Source organism: Streptococcus sp. 27098_8_82, from assembly GCF_041431615.1.
In the GTDB taxonomy this organism is placed as follows: Bacteria; Bacillota; Bacilli; order Lactobacillales; family Streptococcaceae; genus Streptococcus; species Streptococcus sanguinis_K.
The window spans coordinates 1-20,357 of sequence record NZ_JAPVYB010000011.1 but is presented as its reverse complement, the minus strand read 5'-3'; the positions used below and the strand labels follow the sequence as shown (position 1 = coordinate 20,357).

Sequence of the window (20,357 nt, the reverse complement as noted above, 5' to 3'; positions counted from 1 at the left end):
GGAGGGTTTATGAAAAAAATCAAATGGTTTCTCATCCTTGGTCTCCTCCCTCTGCTCATGCCGATTCTTGTTATTCTCATTCTTACCTCTGCCATGGCTGGCGGTTCCATTGGGGGAAATTCCAGCAATCAAAATGGAGTTACCTATTCTGAACACTGGTCAAACGGGGACGCTTACACACATAATCTATTAGTTCATCGTTACGGAATCAAGGCTTCACAATTAGATGGATTCCTAAAAACTCTAGGAATCAACTATGATTCAAGTCGCATCAATGGGACAAAATTGCTAGAGTGGGAAGCCAAGTCAAATCTGGATGTTCGAGCGATACTTGCGATTGCATTGAATGAAAGTTCACTAGGAACTGTTGGGGTTGCGACAAATCCAGGAGCCAATATGTTTGGATACGGAGCTTTTGACTCCAATCCTGAAAATGCCAATAATTTTAATGACGAAGTTGCTGTTGTCGCTCTCACTCAACAAACCATCATTGGTAATAAAAACCAAACCTTCAAAATCCAAGACGAAAAGGCAAAGAAGTTAGCTTCTGGTACTTTGAACACTGCAGTTGATGGAGGGGTCTACTTTACAGACACTTCTGGTTCAGGAAAAAGAAGAGCTGAAACTATGCAAAAGCTGGATACTTACATTGATGAAAACGGAGGAACCCCAAAAGCACCTAAACAAACTACAAGCAAAACAAGAGACGGTGGCGGTGTTACTTCAAGCGATATTCCAGAAGGCTATAGTCTTACCCAAGCTATTGATACTACTAACTATATTGCAAGCTCTTATCCATGGGGGCAATGTACTTGGTTTGTCTATAACCGTGGAAAAGAAGTTGGTGTCAACTTTGACCCTTATATGGGGAATGGTAATCAATGGATGGAAAAACCAGGTTATACAACTACAAATACACCAACCGAACACTCTGCCTTATCCTTCTCATCGAGTCAAGCTGGCGCAGACCCAGTATATGGACACGTAGCCTTTGTGGAACAAGTCAAATCAGATGGTTCCATTTTAATCTCTGAAAGTAACTATAAGGGGCTTGGAATCGTATCTTATAGAACTTTTGATGCAGAAACAGCAAAACAGTTTACTTATGTAATTGGAAAATAGAAAGGAGAATAATATGGATACACTTCAACAAGTTAAATTAGATAAAATTGAAAATCTATTGCAACTACTAGTGAATCTTCTTGATAAGAAGGCTGATATAAATCAACTAGAAATCATGACACAAAAAGAGGTTCTTAAAGTACTTAGTATTTCTCCAAACACACTTAAAAGTTGGGAGCGAAAAGGGCTACCACGTTTGGAGCCTCCAATAGAAGGAACTCGAACAGTATATTATAAACGTAATGACATTCTAAAGTTTTTGACTAATTAGAATAGAATCCAAATAATCTCTATATTTGAGTTTCTTCTTCTGAAATATGCTAAAATAAAATCATCTTTAAAAGATATGAAGGTCTTATTTTAGCCTTTTAAATTAACAAATCAAAGAGGCTATATGAGTAAAGAAATTATACGACACAATAATAAAAGGGTAACTAAGGTCACCAAGAAAAACGGAGATGTCAGTTATTCAATAAAAGGTGTTTACATTGGGACTGATGTCAAAACTGGAAAAAGAATCACAAAAACAATCACTGCTAAAACATTGAAAAGTCTCGATAGAAAAATTATTGAGACTAAAATTCAATTTGAAAAATCTGGCTCAACAATTAAAGAAACAATTTCAATTGACAACTTTGAAAATCTAGCAGAGGTATGGTTCTCAAATTTCAAAACATGGGTATCATCACAAAATACTATTAATAGGGTACGTGGCTATCTTGATACTTACATTATTCCTCAGTTTGGAGATTACAAACCTGATCAAATTGAACCTGCTGATGTTCAACTTTGGGTGAATAAACTAGCTAGAAAAGCAAAAAGGGCAGTTGATTCTGGTGTGAAACGAGCAAAAAAGGGTAGTGCAAAAGACTTTGGAGCCATGGCTCATAAGGTTAGTGATATTTTTGATTTTGGAATTACAAATTGTGGATTATCTAACAATCCTGCTAAAGCAATCAAAATCCCACCCAAACCTAAGGCTAATAAACAGCGTGTTATGGTGCTTCACGATGACGATTTAAAACAATGGTTGTCCTATCTTGAAACCTTACCAGATACAAGAGCAAATCGGCGGTTCAAAGTTATTTGTAATGCACTTTTAGCTTCTGCACTACGCATTAATGAACTGCTTGCATTAGAAATCACTGATTTAGATTTTGACACAAATGAAATAATAGTCAATAAGACTCTCATGTGGAAAAGCGCAAATCGGAAACTCGGTTTAAAAGGACAAATGATATGCAAACCAACACCTAAAACGGATGCTGGAAATCGCAGAGTTGCAGTTCCATCTTCTATTATTGAAGAACTAAGAAATTTCCATGAAGAAATGGAAAGCTATTTTAAAAAACATGATCTTCCTGGTTCTACACTCATTTTCCCAACAATTTATGGAAATTATATGTGTGATAGGAATGAAAGAGCAACACTAAAAAAACGTTTATCAGCTTTAGGATTACCAGACTATGGTTTTCATCTCTTCCGACATACTCATGCTTCAATGATGTTAAATTCAGGTGCTAATTGGAAAGAGTTACAACACAGGATGGGGCATAAGTCAATTACTACTACGATGGATACTTACGCAGAGTTAGCGCCTAAGAAAAAATTTGAAGCTGTTGAAATTTTCCAAAATAAATTGGATGAACTAAAAACTTAATTTTATCACTACCTTTTTCACTACCTTTTTTCAATAAATAGTCTTAAAGTCTGGTATAATAAGCTTTACAGGCGTAATATTTTATTTTTACAGAAGTTAAATAATTGAGATAAAGAAAATCCTTTGAAATCAAAGTTTCAAAGGATTTTTCTTTTTGCTTCAATCCCTAGCTGAACAACAAACTTAATACTAGGTCTCGAAAAGAATTATGCCTCCTCTTTCTGTCTGAGTTCAAAGAGATCTTCCACTTTAAGGTTAAAAACTTGAGCAATTTTGAGAGCCATTTCCAGCGAAGGGTTGTAGCGGTTATTTTCCAAGTGCAGAATTGTCTCGCGCCGCATGCCGATGCGGTCGGCTAGCTCCTGCTGGGTCATGCCCATGGATTCGCGAACGGATTTGAGATTAGTGATAATCTTGCTTTCTTTGGCCATGGTTATCCTCTCCGCTCCAAGATAAGATAGACAACTGCAAAGATGCAAATCAAGGCAGCTATGCTAATAAAGATCTGGCCCATGTAGAGAGTGAGAGAACCCATGTACCCAATGATAACTGCTAGGATCATCAGTGCGCCTAGTATAAAGACAAACATCAAGCTAGCTGCCTTAGCTAAATTAGCATAAAAGCGTTCGTCTGGAGTTTCCTTGACATTTTTCAAAGAGAAAAAACCAAATACAATCGCTTCAATAACGAGGCCAACTCCCAAAATCCATTCCTTAATACTGGATCCTTCGCTTGGGGTTGCAACCCAAATTCCTACTGTATAAAAAATGGTTGCTGCAAACAAAAGCATCGTGTATAGCTTAGCAGACAAGTCAAAAATAGTCTTTCCCTTACCTTTCTGACTCTTATGAGGCCATGGTTTCATATGTAGCCAGCCCCAAATAGCTACAATCTGACCTAACACTGAAATACCAACAATAATCAACTTGGGCCCCCAACTAAGATTAGAACCAAATAAAACAGTAAAATCAATAAAGAGAGCTGCGGCAATCATCGCAATGAGGCCACCCGTTTTTTGACTTTTTTTCATGATCGACTCCTTTCCTGGTGTTAGAAATATTTAACACTCTTTATGTTATAAATATATCACACAGCGATTTATAAATCAAGTATTTATGTGCTAAGGTGGCAATTATTTGAAAAAATTCTATAATAAAAGCCCTTGCCAGATAAATAACCAGCAAGGTCCTATGTTTTTATTGATTATTCAAGAATAGCAAAGTCCCTTATTCCATCTCTCTGAGATAGTTCAAAGCTTCGTTGAAGGTTTTGACAGGGACGATTTTCATTTTACTCTTGATTTTGATAGAAGCACGAAGTGCCTCATGGTAGTTAGAGCGCAGCTTGGGATTGTACTGGGCAATATCGGCGTCAATGGTGTCATCAGGAACAAAGAAAATCTCAGCGCCTGCCTTATCTGCAGCCATGACCTTCATCTCTATCCCGCCAATCCGGCCAACATTTCCCTTGTGGTCAATCGTTCCAGTACCAGCAATAGTTTTTCCTTTAGTAATATCTTCAGACACGAGCTGGTTGTAAAGCTCCAAACTGAACATGAGTCCACCAGAAGGACCTGCTACACCGTTGCTCTTAAACTCCGTCAGAGGATTCATGGCAACACTGGCTTTAGAACCCAATTCGATTCCCAAACCAGGCTTACCAGTTGTCTCATCCACAATCACAGGACCGCTAGCCAAACCGATTACACCATTTCGACTGTACTCAATTGATACCACATCGCCGACTGTCCGCTGTTCCATCTGATCAACGATGTCGTATGGGCTAGTGTAAGTCTGATTGTCAATCTTTAAAATCACATCGCCTCGCTGCAACTCCTTTGACAGAGGTGTCTCGCTGCTGATACCACCTACGTAAATCTCTTTATGTCTGATCTCAACAGTACGACCAGCAGCCTGATAAGCCACCTGCAAGGCATTGAGATGGGAAGATCCCATAGTGCTGTTCTCTCGCTCTTCCCGTCCCTTTTCCTTATCGAAATAGTTTTCAGGAACAGAGACATACTCTGTTTCCAGCCTGTAATTAGGCAGCAGAGTCAAAAAGAGACTGAACACTCGGGCCTTGGAAACACCAACAGCCATGACATAGATTTTCCCTTTTCCTTTATCAGTTCCTCCTTGAACTTGGACAAAGTCTTTGGCATTCAAAGCCGGCCTCACGGTCTCTAATTCATAAGGGAGAGGAATAAAGCCTATCCCAGTTAGCACCAAAGCTGTTATTAAGATTCTTGTTACTGATTTCATATCCTTCCTCTTGTTTCTATCAAGTTACTGTCTGGTCTTGCTACTTCCTAAATTAATCACCAAAATCCACCACTTCTGCATCATTTTCCATCAGAGTATCAGCAAAAACTGTCCGAACAACCAGAACAAATACACAGTAAAAGCTACTGAAAACTAGGACAGGAATCATCTGAATCAGGCCAAGTAAATCATCCAGTTCCCCCAGCAAGGGACCAATATACTGCCTTATCAGATCCATCAGGAGATGAGTGCCCAGCCCAATCAGCCCACCAAAAGAAGCTAGAAAAAAGCTGAGCAGAACATAACGACCCCTGCGCTCCTTCATCAACAGGACTGACTTTCTCAAACAGCCATAAAAAGAAAGCGGCTTGGCTAGATTGTCTCTGGAGCTAGTATCCTGAATGATATAAGACAGCAAAAAGAAGTGCGAATCAACCAGATAAGTGAAGAGCAGGTAAAAGACCATGAACAAGAAAGGAAAGAGAAACTGGAAAATCACAATGGCCTCTGGACTTACTGCTCTCCGATAAAAGGCAAAGAGACTAGCCACCCCAAGATTGATCCCGATTGCCGACCAACCCATGTACAGAATCAGAACCTGGACTGCACTGACAATGAAGGAATAAAAGAGGCGAGTAAGCAAGCCATCTGAGATACTGTACCAAACTGCATAGCCAAAATAGAGCTTAACCATCTGCGGATTTCGTATCACTGTCAAGGCAAATTTATTGACGTAAGCAAAACCGAAGGCAATTATAAAAGCCAAACAAGTCAAGACTAAAATGGACCGGTAAGACCAACTCGAAACCAGCGGAAAAAGAAACCAGCCCAACACTGCAAGCGGGATTCCGACCAGCAAAAGGCCTTTCAGCCAGACAAAATAATATTCTGTAACAAAAATCCAAGCTTCTCTGAAAACCCTTGTTACTTTTACATCATTCATCGTTCATTATCCTAAATCCTAAAACCCTTTCTAATTTTTTTCATAAATATTAATCCCCAAAATTAACTATTTCCCGATCATAAGACATCAAGATGTCGGCCATAACCGAGCGGGCTGCCAAGGCATAAATCAGCAAAAAGCCATTTATCATACTAACAATCATTCCCACAATATTAGACACACCAGCACTAAAAAGTAAACTCAAAATTTCTATCAGACCCAATACTACAGGAATAAGCTTTAAGACAAGCTCTACCAGTAAGTAACGCCCCCTCTGACCATTCATACGAGAAAAGGACTTGCCCAAGCTGCCAAAGGCTGACAGAGGACGCAAGAGGTTATCAGAGGAGTTGGTATCTTGAATAATATAGGGCAACAAGAAGAAGTGAGAGACGATGAAATAGCTGTAAAACAAATGGAATACCAAGTTAAACATTGGTGCTATCAAAAAAAGCAGGAAGAGCATGCTAGCTATCTTCTCTTGATTTTTTGCAACCCAAATCATCCAAGTTCCCATATTCTCTCGAAAATTTGCATCTGACATCAAGGCATTATAGAAGTATACAAAAAGAAGTAACATAGCCAAGACAAACATGAATACGTAAATAGACATAGAAAGCAAACGCCCAAAAAAGCCATCAGAAATACTGTAGCCAACAGCCCTCCAGAAGTTTCTTCGCACCATCTGCGGATTACGAACCATGGTCAAGGAAAACTTATGGATATAAGCAATCACAAAAGAACATAGAAATCCCAGCAGAATTATACTCGGAAGAAATGTAGAAGTCAATGGAGAAAAAAATAGAATTAACAGCCCCAGAATAAAAAATGGCAGTTGAATGATAGCAAGCCCTGCTGTCCATACAAAAAAGTAATCAACAGTCAGTCCCCAGGCTTCCTTTAACACATCGCTTACGTCAAACTTTCTTTTCATAAATCCCCTAATTAAGTCATTTTTTCGCCATAAAAGACGATGTCGCAGAAGCAATTTTTTTGTTTCTAGTCCCGTGAAGACGATTAAGAATTTTTAGAGCCCCAGAGAGCAAGAAAAACTCCGTCAGTCGCCTCACCAAAAGAAATTCTTTCTATAACAAAGCAAGCTGAGACATGATTGTCCCAGCCTCCTTAACCTTTTTTCAAAAAATTTCGAATACGAATCATAATCTTGCTTGACCAAGTTTTGTCAGATGCGTACCTTACATTGATAGCAGCCATGCTCTTACCATTGTAGAACTGACCGCCAGGCTTGAGATAGTGCTCGCTGAGATAGCGGGCAACGGTATCTATGCCATCGTCAAATGTTGCGAAATTTCCTGCACTGGAAAAAGGACTGGAGTCATAAGCCATGAAACCAAACAGGTTGTGCTTGGCCTGAGCAATCTGACTGCGGCCGTAATCCGATTCGTGAATAGCCAGCCCTACGAGAAAAATTGCATTAACTCCATGATCTTTCTCTGCTTTTTTGAAAGCTTTTCCCAATCCAGCCATCGGCGTGCCAGCCAAACGACTATCAATGAAATCGGCTGACACTGTGCTTGGCACTGTTACATCTTCTGAAAAGACGACTGCTCCTGTTTTCTTGGCCTGAAACTGATCTGACACCTGCACTAAAGATGGATCCAAACTGGCCTTTTCATTTGCCGCTAGGCGGCTGACAGGCAACACACTGCCTGAAAGAACAGTAGCTGTCGCTAATGCTATGATAACTTTTTTCTTCCTAAACATTTTTTCTATCCATTTCTATGTCGCTTTTGGTTTCCTAGATTCCTCCCCAGAAATATAGGACGACCGCCATGATACTCATAGCAGGACCAAAAGGGACTTCTTCTTTCAACTTAAATTTGAATTTCTTAAAGATGGTTGCGATTAAGAGAATCGCTCCAGCCACAAAGAAAGAACCATATCCCAAAATCAGCGTATTCAAGGGGCTAAACCAACTGCTCAGAGCAGCTAAGTAGAGAATGTCTCCCATCCCGAAAGCCTCTTTCTTGTAATAAGCCTTGGCCCCAAAATAAATGAGAGAGTAGAGGCCAGCGCCGACTAGCAGTGAAAGGAGCAGTTCCCAATTAAACTCATTGGTAAAAAACGTAACAGCCATGCGGCCCAGCCAGAAAACCAGCAGAACCGAGTCCGAGATGTACTGAGTATCAAAATCGATATAACCAATAATGAGACAAAGCGACACCAAGAGACAGGCTGAAACAACCATCCATGGCCCCTGATCTTGAAAGATCAGATAAGAAGCCAACCAGAGCAGACCCGTCAGGAGCTCCACAATGAGATAGCGCGGTGAAATCTGCTCCTTGCAGTGCTTGCATTTAAAGCCCTGCATGATAATCGACACAACCGGAATCAGCTCCACCGAAGTCAAGACATGACCGCAGGACGGACACATAGACCGACCTTTGGCAATGCTCTTTTCCAGCGGTACACGGTAGATGACGACATTGAAAAAGCTCCCAAATACGACACCTAATATAAATACTAAACTTGCAATCATAATTTTTCCCTTTTTATACTCTTTGAAAATCTCAGGTGACTATGGCAAACTTCGACTTTCCTTGAGTATCACTTAGATGCCAAAATGATGGATACTTGCCCCTCCTCCAAACTTAATGAAAACACCATATCTGTTTCTGTATTGTTTTGAATGGTCAATTCGGTCAAACCTTCAGCAGGTGTCCCGATGTTGAAATACTGTCCTCGATAGGAAATAACATTGGTCCGTGAAAAGGCGAGCTGCTGAATGGCATCTACAATCTGCTCAGCACCCTGACCGTAAACTTCTTTATTATCCTTGCCCTTGACTGGCAGATAGCCAGACTCCGCATTCAAAGCGCCCAGCAATTCTGAGATAGACTTGGTCTCACCAGGAGCCAAGTAAACATTCTGCAGCTTGTAAAAAGCTGTCTTCATGTTTTGAGCTTGGGCAGCGTTAGTCGGCAGAGGTACTTCCTTACGCTCTATAAAGTGCGTATATTGGCTCAGAAGCTCACTCTGATCTTCTGCTTCGACAGGCGTGCTCTCAACCTTGACATCATCAAATTTACCAGTCTTGGCAATCTCCTCAGATGCTTGGATAAAAGCAGCAGGGTCAATCTTATAGCCATTAGACTTGTCTCCCACCTTTACGTTAGACTCGCCGTCCATGACCAGATGATTGGTCGTTGGAAGCTGACTGAGAACATCAGGATGGGCAGCCAAGACATCATTTAAAGGTCTGAGCCAAAAGAGTCGATTGGGATAGATGGAAATCTGCAGGTTTTCCTTGGTATCGAAAAACGGTGTAAACTTATCCCAAACTGTCTTGGCTGAGATATTATCCAGCCGCTTGAGCTCTTCTTCTGTGAAATAGCTCAGTCCTAAAAAGCGCATATCTACAGAGAAGTGTTGCCCTGTAGACAGCTGAAATGTAGCCTTATAGGGCAGTTCTCTGTAAACTTCAATCTCAGCTTCGCTCCGAGAGCGAACCTTCATAGAGGGGCGGCCATTGATACTCAGGTCAATCGTTGGATTAAAGACAAAAATGACATAAAATAAACTACCCAGCAGAAAGGCAGCAAGTGTCGCTGCTGGAAGTAGTTTTTGATATTTTGATGAAACCTTTCTTTTTCTTCTTGACATGAATCTCATCCCAACCTTATACTACGCATTCAGCTAAGCGGATAAGGAATTTACGGTCGATACGGCGAAGAAAATCAATGATGTCATCTGAAACAGTATCTCCGGCATTCAGGATAACTCCTCCATCTGCATTAACAAGATCTTTTTGCAGTGTTTTGCCCACTAGAAGACGTTTTTGCCGATCGATAAAGTCGTTAACAGCTTTCTTTGCTCCTGACTCTTCTTCAGCAACTGGAGCTGTGCTGATAGTTGTTTCTACTTCCTCAGCAGGGACTGCCAATACTTCTTCCAAAGCAGCATCCAGACTCAGCGCTGCATCTGTTTCTTCAACTTCTTCTTCAGCTGGAGCTGTTGCTTCTTGTACCAAGTCTTGGACTTCTGGCTCTTCCGCTGTCTCTACGACTGCTTCAGAAAACTCCAACTCAGGAGCAGCAGCTCCCAGACCTACAGCAGCCAAGGCCTCTGTCAAATCTGTTGCAGCTTCTTCTTTTACATCTGCTTTTTCATCTACAACTGGCTCAAATACAGGCGCTTCAGCAACTACTTCCTCAATTTTTTCGGCAGGTTTTGCAGCTTCAGTTTCATGAAGCAGATCTGCTGCAGCCAGACGGCCCATCTCTACATCTGCTTCAAGATGAGGAGCTGTCTTTTTTTCATCATTGAGGATGATATACTCTTTACCAATCATCAAGATGCGTGATTTAGGAATCTGAATTTCCTCGCTGGCATCTTCAGAATTAACCACCAAGTAACCAATTTCATTCTTTTCATCAATATGATAGTCAACAACAGTTCCCACCTTGTTTCCATCAATTGTGATGACAATTTCGTCAAAGACGCTACCCTGCTTGTCGTTCAAGACCTTCAGATCTGCCTCTTCCAGCTCTTGAAAGACTGAGCTGTTCTCTACCATGACCGCAAAGTCACCGATGCCTTGGATGTTCTTGCTAGACAGCAAGGCAAAAGGCTGTTCAGACTGCTTTGACTTAATAACAAAAGTCAGATTGACCCCCTCGTCAACAAAGACTTCATGGACTTCACCCAGTCCCATCCCTTTTTCAATCTCAATGACAACGGTCCCTGTGATTGTTTTACAACTTTTCATAATTTCCCCTAAAACCCTTCTAATTGATTACAATCAATTGTATGTTTATATAGTATTAATTTTTCACGATTTTGTCCAGCATGTTGAACGCTTCTTGACGAAGATTTTGATCTGAACTGCCTTGGACAATTTCTTTCAGATAGCTCTCAGCTTCTTGAACTGCATTTGAAGCCAATAATTCCTGACTTTCCAGTAGGAGGAATTGGAAATAGACTTCTTTATCTCCCGCTGTTGCTGCAGCTGGTCTTGCTTCTGCCGCTTCCTCAGCCTTGAGGATGTCAGTGATTTTCTGAAGCAAATCTTCTTCTGTTTCATCTACAGCCGGAACGACTGGAGCTGCCTTGACTTGTGCTTCCTCAGCTTTGAGGATATCAGCAATTCCCTTGAGCAAGTCTTCTTCTGTTTCATCTGCAACTGCTTCTTGAACAGGCTCAGCCTGTGTCCAAAGAGCGTCTTCAGAAACTGATTGAACAACTGTTGGTTCAGCAGCTGCTTCAAACTCAAACGTTTCTGCTGCAGGTGCGAAGTTACTTTCTTCCTCCCAAGTCTCTGCCACTTCAGCAGTTAAATCTTCCTCTTCAGATCCCAGCAAATCATGCTGAATCTGGCTGAGAATATCTTGATAACCCTGAATATCAGCGCGATCACGGCTAACCATAGACTCTTCAGAAGCAGAAAACTCTGGCTCTGCAGCTGCTTGACTGAAGGTGGAATCCATCTTAGCTTGTGGCTCAGTGTCTGAGTTAGCAAAGAAGAGAGATTCTAAGCTGTTTGCTGCTCTTGACTCTTCTGCTCTAACTGGCTTGATATCTCCCGTAGCAGCAAAAACATCTTCCAGGCTGTTGCCTACTTCTTCTGCCACTGGCTGCTGAGCTTGTTCTTGCTCAGTGAAGTATTCTTCCTCATCTTGAGAAACAACACCTGTCACCTCAACCGCCTGCGGTCTGAAGTTGCCATAGCTAGACTCCGTATAGGACATCGGTCTAATCTTAGACAGAACAGCAGTCTCAAAGGCTGGATCATCTATATCAGTATAGCCTTGATTGCTGGCTGCATTTGCTTCCGTAGGCTGAATCAGAGAGTTGGCCACCTTAATCTTAGTAGAACCCTTGCGGTGATGAAGCAGGGACTGCAAAAATTCATCATTGGCCTTTTGTGCGCTGTGGTCCATACCCACCATACCGACCTCAGCTGCCGCTAGCTGACTGTTTGGCTCATATTCTCCAAAGGCAGGAGCTGTAGCCAAGTTATCAACAGGGTAGAGAGGTTTTACTTTCTCAAATCTTGTCATATCCTTTTTGATAGAACGGTCTGCTAGGGTGCGACCAGAAGCAGATACCCTCTGCCTTGCCGGACTTTCCTCAGCCTGAACCCTTTCTTTACTTTCCTTTCTCATCTTACCGGTTGAAGCATTGGAGAAGTTCAAATCCCTAGCAGATGACAAGCTTGCTTCCTTAGCTTCCTTCCGCGAGCTCTTAGCATGCTTCTGGCTTCTGCTTCGCGCAGAAGCAGTTGCTCTCTTCTTGACTGGAGCTAGCTCCTGTGAAAAGAGCAGCACCATATAGACAGCCAAGGCCAAAGCACAGAGTCCAACAAAGGCTATGCCGGGAACTTGTTGAAAGAGGAATGGAGCACCAATCGCAAATAGCATGACCCATACTACGAGAAAAAGGCGCTTTATTAATGAAATCCTAGAAACAAATAAAATGCTAATCGTATGCAGTGCTATAAGCCCTGCTCCAAAAGGTAAAAAATATGCCATTTGAATATTTTCGACACCCCCCACTTTCTAAATGATGTTAAACTTTTTCAATGCAAAACCAGTCTTGATTTTGTTTTTCCATAAACTCCATTAAAACCCAAAATAGACTCGGGCGTCTATTCTGAGTTTGCTTGTATTATACTTCAAATATCTCTATGTTTTAGTTTACTATAAATGCACCGTGAATACTAGTCTAATAACTTGGTTTTTAGCATTTTTTTAAGAAAAAATTTAGTCATGCTCTTGAAATTTTAAACCATAGACTTATTTGGTATTTTTTCAAAGTATTTTAGCTAACTACCAAGTTGTTCACAGATAGGTTATCCAGTTTCATAGTCGTTTCAGGGCTTTCTCCGCTCGGAGTTTCGAAGTAGTAACCCACAATAGTCATTGGATAGCTGAATCCTGGAATGTTTTCAGGATTGAAGCTAACTTCGCGCCAGCCAGTCCAGCTATTAGGACGAATGACGTGAAGATAAATCTTCTGACCGCTGGCATTCTTGACAATCAAGCCAATCTTACCCTGCCATTGATTAGACAGAGATAGAGAGAAGCTGATAGCATCCGGCTTATTGTTCAAGGATACATACGGTGCTGCAAATTCCATTTCATACATAGTAGAAGACTTGGTTGCTGGAATCTTAACCACATTGGAACCTGAACCCTCAAGGAAGTCCGTATTGTCAACTGTCACATCATACTGATTGCTGCCGCCTGACTGAGTCAGCTTCAGTGGTGATTCGAAGCGGTAGATAGTTGATGAATTGTAATAAGCTGACAGACCATCGTTCCGACTAGACTGAGTGCTAAGCTGCTCCAGATAAGACGGAGCCAGATTGGTACTGCTGTTAGCATTCGCGCTGCTAGTTGTATTGGTTGTTGCGGCCCCCAAACTGCCCTTATTGCCAGTTGCATCTGTGCCGCCACCAGCTGTTGTTACAGATATAGAGCCTGCCTGCCAAGTTGGAATAGCAAATGGAGACTCCCAGTTAGCAAACTGAATAGGCGTCTTATCAACATTACTCTCTAGAGTCACATAGCGCTCGACGTCTTTAACCTGATAGAAACGCAGCTTGATTTTACCGCTGGTTAGATCAGGGTTTTTGTTTTCCTCCGTGCTAGATAGGCTTTTCTTTCCGCCCAATTCCAGCTCGCTGGAAACGATTTTTTGTTGATTGCCATCAATCAATTCCAACAATTTCAGAACCTGTGTATAAGTTCCTTCGAACTCAATGTCCGCTGTCATCTGCGTGATGTTGGTATTATTGGTCGTTCCGTTCCCTGGTGTCGCTGTATTAGCTGCAGTTGTTGTTGCAGTATTCGCATCTGATGAAGAGCTGCTGCTAGATGAAGATGAGGACGATGTACCAGACGAGCTAGAGGTCGTACTGGATGAAGAAGACGTCTCACTCGAGCTTGAACTGCTAGTCGTACCAGAAGAGTTGGAGTTTTGACCCTTAGACGAAGTCGCAGCCAATCCCTCCTGTTGGAGTTCCAACTCTGTGCTCTCAGTGTAGTTGACAGACTTGAATTTAATACCGCTTTCGTTGACTAGCTTGTCAATCAAGAAGATGAACTCCCCTTGATTGGTCGTACCATAGTATTTCTTAGCCTGATCCAGAGTCTTAGCATTCAAAGTTTGGAGCTGTTTGGTAAGAGACTTCCTCTGACTAATCTTGGCATTCTTGCCTTCCAACTCTGTCGAGATAGTTGCATGCTCTTCAGCTAACTGCGCCATCCGTGTATAAGAATTTGTTACCAGATACCCACCACCAGCAAGTACCGCTACTCCTCCAACACAGGCCAACAATTTCTTGTCACGCTCATTTAAATTACTCAGGATTTTTTTCTTTTCTTTCTCATTTTTGCTCTTCATTGAAATCTACATCCTTCGTCAAAATTTTAATGTTAAACTTGTACACTGTATTGTTATCCTTTTCCTCGCGAGTAATGTTATCCACAAAAATATGGTTAAACTTCTCAGATTTACGAAGCTCTTCCTCAAACTTAGCGATAGAAAGATGCTCTTGAGATGAACCATTGATTTCTACATTGTCGTTATTAATCTTGATATCGTCAAAGACCAGGTTCCGTGTCACGTTTTTATTAAGGAAGTCCATAAAGGCTTTGTTTACTCGGTGCAGGCGGCGGAAGTCGCCTTCTAGGCTGGTAAAGAGAAGTTCGTCATTCTTGACCGTTACAATCTTATCTTCAGTCTCTGATACTGCCTTCAGCTCTTGAGCCATCTCTGGACTCTTGAGTGTCTGCTCCGCCCGGTCAATCTCGCCTTGGAGGTGCATAGCGCTAAACTGGAAAAAGCCAATCAGCACAATCATAATCGCTGCAATCCCAGCAAAAGCGGAAATAGCAGCAAGTTTTAGTGGACTGGTTTTAGCCGGTGCCACATGATATTTTGAAAAGTAGTTTAAATCTCTCCGCATTAGTTCGCTCTCCTAATCAACATGGCTGTAGCCGGAATGAACTCCGCATTAAACTCGGCAGAACCTTCCCACAGTACATTCTCATAATCTACATTATCAATTGAGATGAATTCCCGATTCATGCTCTGCTTCAGAATAGCTGCCAACTGCCAGCAGATGTCTTGGTCACCAAAGACGTAGAAGCTGTCAATGTTGAGACCAGTTGACCCGCTAAAGAAGTTTTCAGTATTGAGAATGTGGTTCTTCGCATCAGCCACCCACTCATCCAAGGCCCTCTTCAAGAGACCTGTGTCCAGATCATCTGAAGCCACTGCTGGAAGCTTCTGCAGCAGGCTAGCGTCGTCTGCATAGCTCAGGATATCCTTGTAGCCACGGTTGAGATAGTTACTGGTCACAAACTTGCCTTCTGAGTAGAGATAAACACCGATGAAGCTCTTGCTCAGATGTACCATGCCGACATTTTCCTTGGTCAGCTTCTTGGCACGATTGTTAACCGCCTGAACGCGTTCCAGCCATTTTTCAAAGGTATTAGACTGAAGGTCAAAGACATAAGGTGTCAGCTTCAAATTCTCAGCCAAGCCCAGATATTGCTCTACCACGCCTTTTGGCACAGCATAGACCATGAGTGAGCGAGTATCTTCATCAAGCGGAAAAGCTGAATTAGACTCCTGCTCTTGGAATTGAATAACATAAGAAGTCGGATCAATATCCAGGTATTGCTGGAGCTCGTAAGATACCAAGCCCTCAATATCCTCATCATTCTGCACACTAGCTGCCACATCAACCGAACGGGCGATGATATTGGTATTGCCCAGAGCAAAGAAAGCGTACTTAGCAGTGATCGCATGCTGCTCCATCAGGTCGCTGATAATGTTTTTGAGAGTAATCGGATCGATAATCTCACTATTCAGTACAACACCTTCTGGCAGATTGGCAGAAGCCATCTTGATAATCTCCAGTTCATTGCGCTTTTGTCTAGCAACAACCAGATAGACTGATTCGTCAGTGAAGTCAATGGCCATCAGATTGCCCTTGATTGGCTTGCCAAACATAGTGTAAGGTGCATGCATTCTAGTGACCGGTTGACTCGCCACACCACTGCCTTTCTTAGCAAAGAGCGAACGATTGCCAGACTTAGCAGGCATATCATCACTGCCACTATTCTTAGAAAAGAGCGGCTTGTTGAGCTTGGTTAAGAAGCTCCCTTTTGCCGTTGACTTTTCCTCATCGTCAAAGTCTTCTTGACGATCTGACTTGATCTGAACTCCTTGAATAGATAAGTGTTCTTTATGTTTCCCTTTTGATGAGAAGAGCGGTTTATTTAATTTTCCTAAAAATGAGCCTTTTTTCTCATTATCTTCTTCGTCCAGAGCTCTTCTGCGCCCCTTGGACGAAAACATATTTTTTGCCATAATCTCCTAATCTCCCTTATTTTTCCTAAAAACTATTTCCCTAATTATTTCGCTCTGTATTTGTCGCTGAAATACTCAGCAAGAATATTAATCTCGCTGTCTGTCAACTTCTTGTTATAGACAGCAAACTCATTTATAAAAGTTTTTCCGCCAAATATAATCTGACTTCTCCTAATATCATGAGTCACACCATTGCGCTCCATGAAGAGTTCGTGTGTGTGAGCTAAAGCACCATTGACGAAGACTTCAAGTTTTAAAATCTTGTTTGTCACAGAGGCGCGAACCTGAATGGAATTATCCTTTGTATAATCTAGTACAACATTTGCATATTGTCGACCACCATTATTAGCATTAGTGTTATCAACTGTCTCGATAGCAATTTTACCATTAGCTTCCAAGCTAACTGTCCAGTTCAAGGAATTATCTAGCTTATAAGTTAACAGCGAGCCTGTCTGCTGACGATTCCCAATTAAAATTGAGGTCGTATAACCCTTATTGAAATCGTGATTACTAAACTGAATTTTGGAGTCGTTAAGAGCGATTAGCTGTCTGGTCTGATTGATAGCTGGTTCCTTATAGTTGATAACAGGAATAACAACTCCATAGACTCCATTCTTTTTAGTTTCCGCATAGTTTGCCACAACAGTATTAGTGTGCGCTACCCCATCAGCTGGTATCGCTGAAATTGTGTTATCAGAGTTCCGCATCAGAGCTAAATCAGCATCTGTATGAAGCACTAGATTAGGTCTCATCCCACGATTAGGAAGACCCATAACCCAAATTCGCTGTGTAGCTTCTTGGTATTTTCCAACACGTCCAAATGAGTTAATTCCTCTTGCAGCAAAGGTGAGATAACGTCCGCGCATCTCATCTGTGATAGTAATCGGTTTCTCATTACTACTTATTTGTTGAAAATCATCTGGCATCTTAGGTAATACTATACCAAAACCTTGGTCCTGCACATTAGAACCCAGTGTACCTACTGGCACAATCCGACTATTATTATAATTAATACTAGACTCGCTCAAAAACCAGGCAGAACTGGTATGAATCTTAGCTTTTGTAGACTGTTTATTGTCTTTGAAGCCTGCTTGACCTGCCGGACCAGTCTCACCAGCATAATAGTAATAGCGATTTGTATCTTTTAATGAAACGACCAAATCCTCAGGAATATCCAAGGGGATTTCCTTTTTATTTGCGGCAAAGAGATGGATATTCTTAACTTTATTATCTTTATAAGACAGGGTCGTCCCCTTGACGCTAACGCTGTTACTCCGGCCGTTTTTACCTATACGATAGGTGAAAGTTTCAACATCGTTGCCGCTTCCACCATCTTTTTTAATTTTTGCTAGCCGTGTTTCAAAATCTTCTTGAATATCAAAGTTCAAAGCATTTTGATTCCGCTGTCCCAGAATATTCTGGTAGCCAGTAGAAAAGAAAGTCAATAATCCTGCTGCAATGACCCCTATCAAAACGAGGGCTATCAAAACCTCAACTAGAGTAAAACCTCTGGTTCTTCGCATTTTTTTCATCGCTCTTCCTTTCTACGGACCAGACACAAACCAAAGATCTTGTTGAATTTGCTTTTTGATATCAGCAAATGTCTGTTCCAAAGCAGCTTCATTAGTCGCAATGACAAAGGTAGACTCTACCTTTCCGACTGTTTTGATTTGATCAGCTATTTTTTGTCCATCCTTTATTTCTCCTACATTCCCTGAAAAGCCGATAACACTGATACGCTTAACGCCAGAGCCGAAGGTCTTTGCTACTTGTCCCACATATTCTGTAGTCAATGAAACAGGTTGATCAGCTTTAATTTGTTTATTATCTGTTGGGAAATTCGCTGTCAGATCATACTTCCCAATCCCGTCAGGAGAGCCTGTATAAGCATTTGGAATACCATCTGTCAGCAAGACAACATATTTTAGCTGGGCTGGATTTCTCTGAAGACTTACCAAGCCATAACGAAGGCCATCTCCTGGATTAGTAATCCAACTTGTAGGGAGGCTCTTGATCTTTTCCTTGATTTTCCCTGTGTCTTTATCTAACTCTACAAAATCTTCTTGAATATAACTTGCAGAACCAGAAAATCGAACTAAATTAACACTAACATTTCCTATTTCCTTGAGGTCATCAACCAAAAGATTAGCTTTTTTCTTCAAGATATTCATCCGTGCCCTAGGATCATCAGCGTCTAATGGACCCCATTTCCCTTGGGAATTACGTTTCGCTTCATTCCTTAATCCATAAGCCATAGAACCTGATGTATCAAAAACGAAGGAAACAGCAGTATTTACCTGACCTTCAATAGGATCATTCCGATAAGCAAGGGCGATCCCTTTCTTGCCCTTGGCTACTTTCGATATAACCTGCTTGGTATTTAGAGCTGAGATTGCTGTATCAATGGAGAGTTTATTCTTAGAGTTTTTATATTGACCAGTCAGATTGTAGTTAATCAAGCGATTATCCTGATAAGATTCATCTGCCTTAAATTCCAGGTCCAGTTGCATATCATAGAGGGAATTAGTTCCTAACACTGACTCATCCCAGCTTTTAGTTGACTTATTCCAAATATAATTTATAACTTTCTTCCCATCAGGTGATAAGCCAATATAATTCCAGCCCTCAGTTTTTCTGACATCCTTGCCATATTTGCTCTCGTCAAGAACGAAAACAGAGGTCGCCTTACCAATGGTACGATCCACATATTGCATAGAAGTTCGCATTTCTGATTGGATACTAGCTTCCCGCTCGATTATATTGCGGCCTGAAAACATTGTGTTAAATACAAGACCTATCAGAAGTCCCACCATACTTGTAAGGATGATGGCAATAATGATTTCAGTCAGTGTAAAACCTCTTTGTATTTTTTTCATCATTCTTTCCTATTTAAATTTTTTTATCCATTTACTTAGCCGAGATTAAGTGGCCCTCTTCAGAACGGATACCTTGCGTTTCCCAGTTAAAGATTACCACATGTTCATAATAATCTTTACTATTAGCCAAGGTTGATTTTGATTTAATAGTTATAACATAATTTCTAGGGCTACGGTCATCGCCCTCAAAGGCTCCATTCATCTCAATCTCAGCTTTACCTCCATCTTTGAAGGTATGGGTCGAGATAATAGGATCTTTAGGGATTCTTCCTTCCTTATCTTGTGCCCGCCTACTAAACTCTGCATAGAGAGGAGAAGACGCTCCCTCACCTAAAGCCCCCCAAGCAAGCTGAGAGCCAGATGTCGCTATGTATTTGGCTTTAAGGTAGCTATACATACGTTGGGTTTGCATCTGTCCCGTATCTACTATAGAAGCCATAATCCCCAGCATGGCCACCAGCAGCACAATAGCCACAATAACCATAGGCAGGGTTGAGCCTTGTCTTTTTTTTCCTTTCATGGATGATATCTCCTAATTTTCTCTTTTGATATTGCCAAAATAGTTGTCATCATCTGACAACTACTTTGGTAATATCCGACTGCCTTGGCAGTCGGAATAGAGATTTTCTCTAATTTTCTATTATTAGCTAGCGCTATTAGATCTCCAGTCAAATTCCCAAGTAATTGGCTTCCCGCCACTAGCAGGCGTATAAGTCGAAATCAGCTTATGACTCGTCTTATTAACCTCATGGGCAATCTTGCCATTATCTGCTGCGAGGGTCTTAGAAAGCTCTCCTGAACCCTGAGATTCCTTGGCTATATAAGGCTTGAGCGCATCAAGGTCTGGTACATCAGCCGTTTCTGGTTCGACTTGCGAGCCAATATAGGACTGTACAGCCTGAACCAGCTGACGATGTTCCGACTGGATACGTGCCTTGCGAGCAGTGTCCTGGAAAGAAACAAGAGAAGGAATAGCGACTGCTGCGAGAACTGCGATAATAATAATCACCACAATCAACTCAACCAAGGTAAAACCTTTACCTTTTTTCTTCAAGTCCTGACGGAGCTTTTTCAGCCTATTCAGCATTCGTTGATGTTCTCCTATTTCTTTTTTCTTAATGTATTCAATTTCGTTATAAGTATCCCAAAGG

General features: G+C 41.5%; 20 protein-coding genes. 3 read left to right on the top strand and 17 right to left on the bottom strand.

The annotated features are described in order from the left end of the window. Positions 1-9: 9 nt before the first annotated feature. The 3 genes from O3627_RS11290 (at position 10) to O3627_RS11280 (ending at position 2,782) form a co-directional block, all read left to right on the top strand. On the top strand, positions 10-1,122 hold the full coding sequence (locus tag O3627_RS11290) for a CHAP domain-containing protein (protein WP_371621440.1): 1,113 nt from the start codon (positions 10-12) through the stop codon (positions 1,120-1,122). Between the two features lie 13 nt (positions 1,123-1,135). Then, positions 1,136-1,393: a MerR family transcriptional regulator gene (locus tag O3627_RS11285; protein WP_371621439.1), complete on the top strand. Its 258-nt coding sequence runs from the start codon at positions 1,136-1,138 to the stop codon at positions 1,391-1,393. A 123-nt stretch (positions 1,394-1,516) separates the two neighbouring features. After that, positions 1,517-2,782, top strand: coding sequence for a tyrosine-type recombinase/integrase (locus O3627_RS11280; protein ID WP_371621438.1), 1,266 nt, complete (start codon positions 1,517-1,519; stop codon positions 2,780-2,782). A 206-nt stretch (positions 2,783-2,988) separates the two neighbouring features. Here O3627_RS11280 and O3627_RS11275 read toward each other — a convergent pair whose 3' ends face one another. The 17 genes from O3627_RS11275 to O3627_RS11195 all read right to left on the bottom strand — a co-directional run bounded on the left by O3627_RS11275 (position 2,989) and on the right by O3627_RS11195 (position 20,293). Then, positions 2,989-3,213 carry a helix-turn-helix transcriptional regulator gene (locus O3627_RS11275; RefSeq protein ID WP_002894155.1) on the bottom strand — a complete coding sequence of 75 codons (225 nt, stop codon included), beginning with the start codon at positions 3,211-3,213 and terminating at the stop codon, positions 2,989-2,991. Positions 3,214-3,215: 2 nt separating this feature from the next. Beyond that, positions 3,216-3,812, bottom strand: a complete 597-nt coding sequence (locus O3627_RS11270) for a DUF3796 domain-containing protein (protein ID WP_125383010.1) — start codon at positions 3,810-3,812, stop codon at positions 3,216-3,218. Positions 3,813-4,008: 196 nt separating this feature from the next. Further along, positions 4,009-5,043 (bottom strand): SepM family pheromone-processing serine protease, encoded by a 1,035-nt coding sequence (locus tag O3627_RS11265; RefSeq protein WP_002894161.1) that lies wholly within the window; start codon positions 5,041-5,043, stop codon positions 4,009-4,011. A 52-nt stretch (positions 5,044-5,095) separates the two neighbouring features. Next, positions 5,096-5,986: a hypothetical protein gene (locus O3627_RS11260; RefSeq protein WP_002894163.1), complete on the bottom strand. Its 891-nt coding sequence runs from the start codon at positions 5,984-5,986 to the stop codon at positions 5,096-5,098. Between the two features lie 49 nt (positions 5,987-6,035). Beyond that, positions 6,036-6,920, bottom strand: a complete 885-nt coding sequence (locus tag O3627_RS11255) for a hypothetical protein (protein ID WP_125332618.1) — start codon at positions 6,918-6,920, stop codon at positions 6,036-6,038. 191 nt (positions 6,921-7,111) lie between these two features. Then, positions 7,112-7,711: a glucosaminidase domain-containing protein gene (locus O3627_RS11250; protein ID WP_002894168.1), complete on the bottom strand. Its 600-nt coding sequence runs from the start codon at positions 7,709-7,711 to the stop codon at positions 7,112-7,114. A gap of 34 nt (positions 7,712-7,745) precedes the next feature. Further along, a complete protein-coding gene (locus O3627_RS11245) occupies positions 7,746-8,486 on the bottom strand; it encodes an A24 family peptidase (protein WP_023917077.1) in 741 nt (246 codons plus the stop codon). A 68-nt stretch (positions 8,487-8,554) separates the two neighbouring features. Then, a complete protein-coding gene (locus tag O3627_RS11240; RefSeq protein ID WP_042763105.1) occupies positions 8,555-9,619 on the bottom strand; it encodes a VanW family protein in 1,065 nt (354 codons plus the stop codon). A 7-nt stretch (positions 9,620-9,626) separates the two neighbouring features. Then, positions 9,627-10,715 carry a hypothetical protein gene (locus tag O3627_RS11235; RefSeq protein ID WP_343092188.1) on the bottom strand — a complete coding sequence of 363 codons (1,089 nt, stop codon included), beginning with the start codon at positions 10,713-10,715 and terminating at the stop codon, positions 9,627-9,629. A 55-nt stretch (positions 10,716-10,770) separates the two neighbouring features. Beyond that, positions 10,771-12,501, bottom strand: a complete 1,731-nt coding sequence (locus tag O3627_RS11230) for a hypothetical protein (protein WP_002913925.1) — start codon at positions 12,499-12,501, stop codon at positions 10,771-10,773. A 265-nt stretch (positions 12,502-12,766) separates the two neighbouring features. After that, a complete protein-coding gene (locus tag O3627_RS11225) occupies positions 12,767-14,353 on the bottom strand; it encodes a hypothetical protein (RefSeq protein WP_124765706.1) in 1,587 nt (528 codons plus the stop codon). Then, positions 14,337-14,918 (bottom strand): PilN domain-containing protein, encoded by a 582-nt coding sequence (locus O3627_RS11220; protein WP_002899352.1) that lies wholly within the window; start codon positions 14,916-14,918, stop codon positions 14,337-14,339. Before O3627_RS11220 ends, O3627_RS11225 begins: the two co-directional genes overlap by 17 nt. Continuing rightward, complete coding sequence (pilM, locus tag O3627_RS11215) at positions 14,918-16,330, bottom strand: pilus assembly protein PilM (protein WP_124765708.1); 1,413 nt, start codon at positions 16,328-16,330, stop codon at positions 14,918-14,920. The genes O3627_RS11220 and pilM overlap by 1 nt, the downstream gene beginning before the upstream one ends. Positions 16,331-16,374: 44 nt before the next feature. Beyond that, entirely contained in the window at positions 16,375-17,862 is a 1,488-nt protein-coding gene (locus tag O3627_RS11210) for a type II secretion system protein (RefSeq protein WP_125383007.1), read from the bottom strand. Between the two features lie 12 nt (positions 17,863-17,874). After that, positions 17,875-19,209: a VWA domain-containing protein gene (locus O3627_RS11205; protein WP_125383005.1), complete on the bottom strand. Its 1,335-nt coding sequence runs from the start codon at positions 19,207-19,209 to the stop codon at positions 17,875-17,877. A 28-nt stretch (positions 19,210-19,237) separates the two neighbouring features. Next, positions 19,238-19,726 (bottom strand): hypothetical protein, encoded by a 489-nt coding sequence (locus O3627_RS11200; RefSeq protein WP_011837686.1) that lies wholly within the window; start codon positions 19,724-19,726, stop codon positions 19,238-19,240. A gap of 123 nt (positions 19,727-19,849) precedes the next feature. After that, positions 19,850-20,293: a prepilin-type N-terminal cleavage/methylation domain-containing protein gene (locus tag O3627_RS11195; protein WP_125383004.1), complete on the bottom strand. Its 444-nt coding sequence runs from the start codon at positions 20,291-20,293 to the stop codon at positions 19,850-19,852. Between the last annotated feature and the right edge of the window lie 64 nt (positions 20,294-20,357).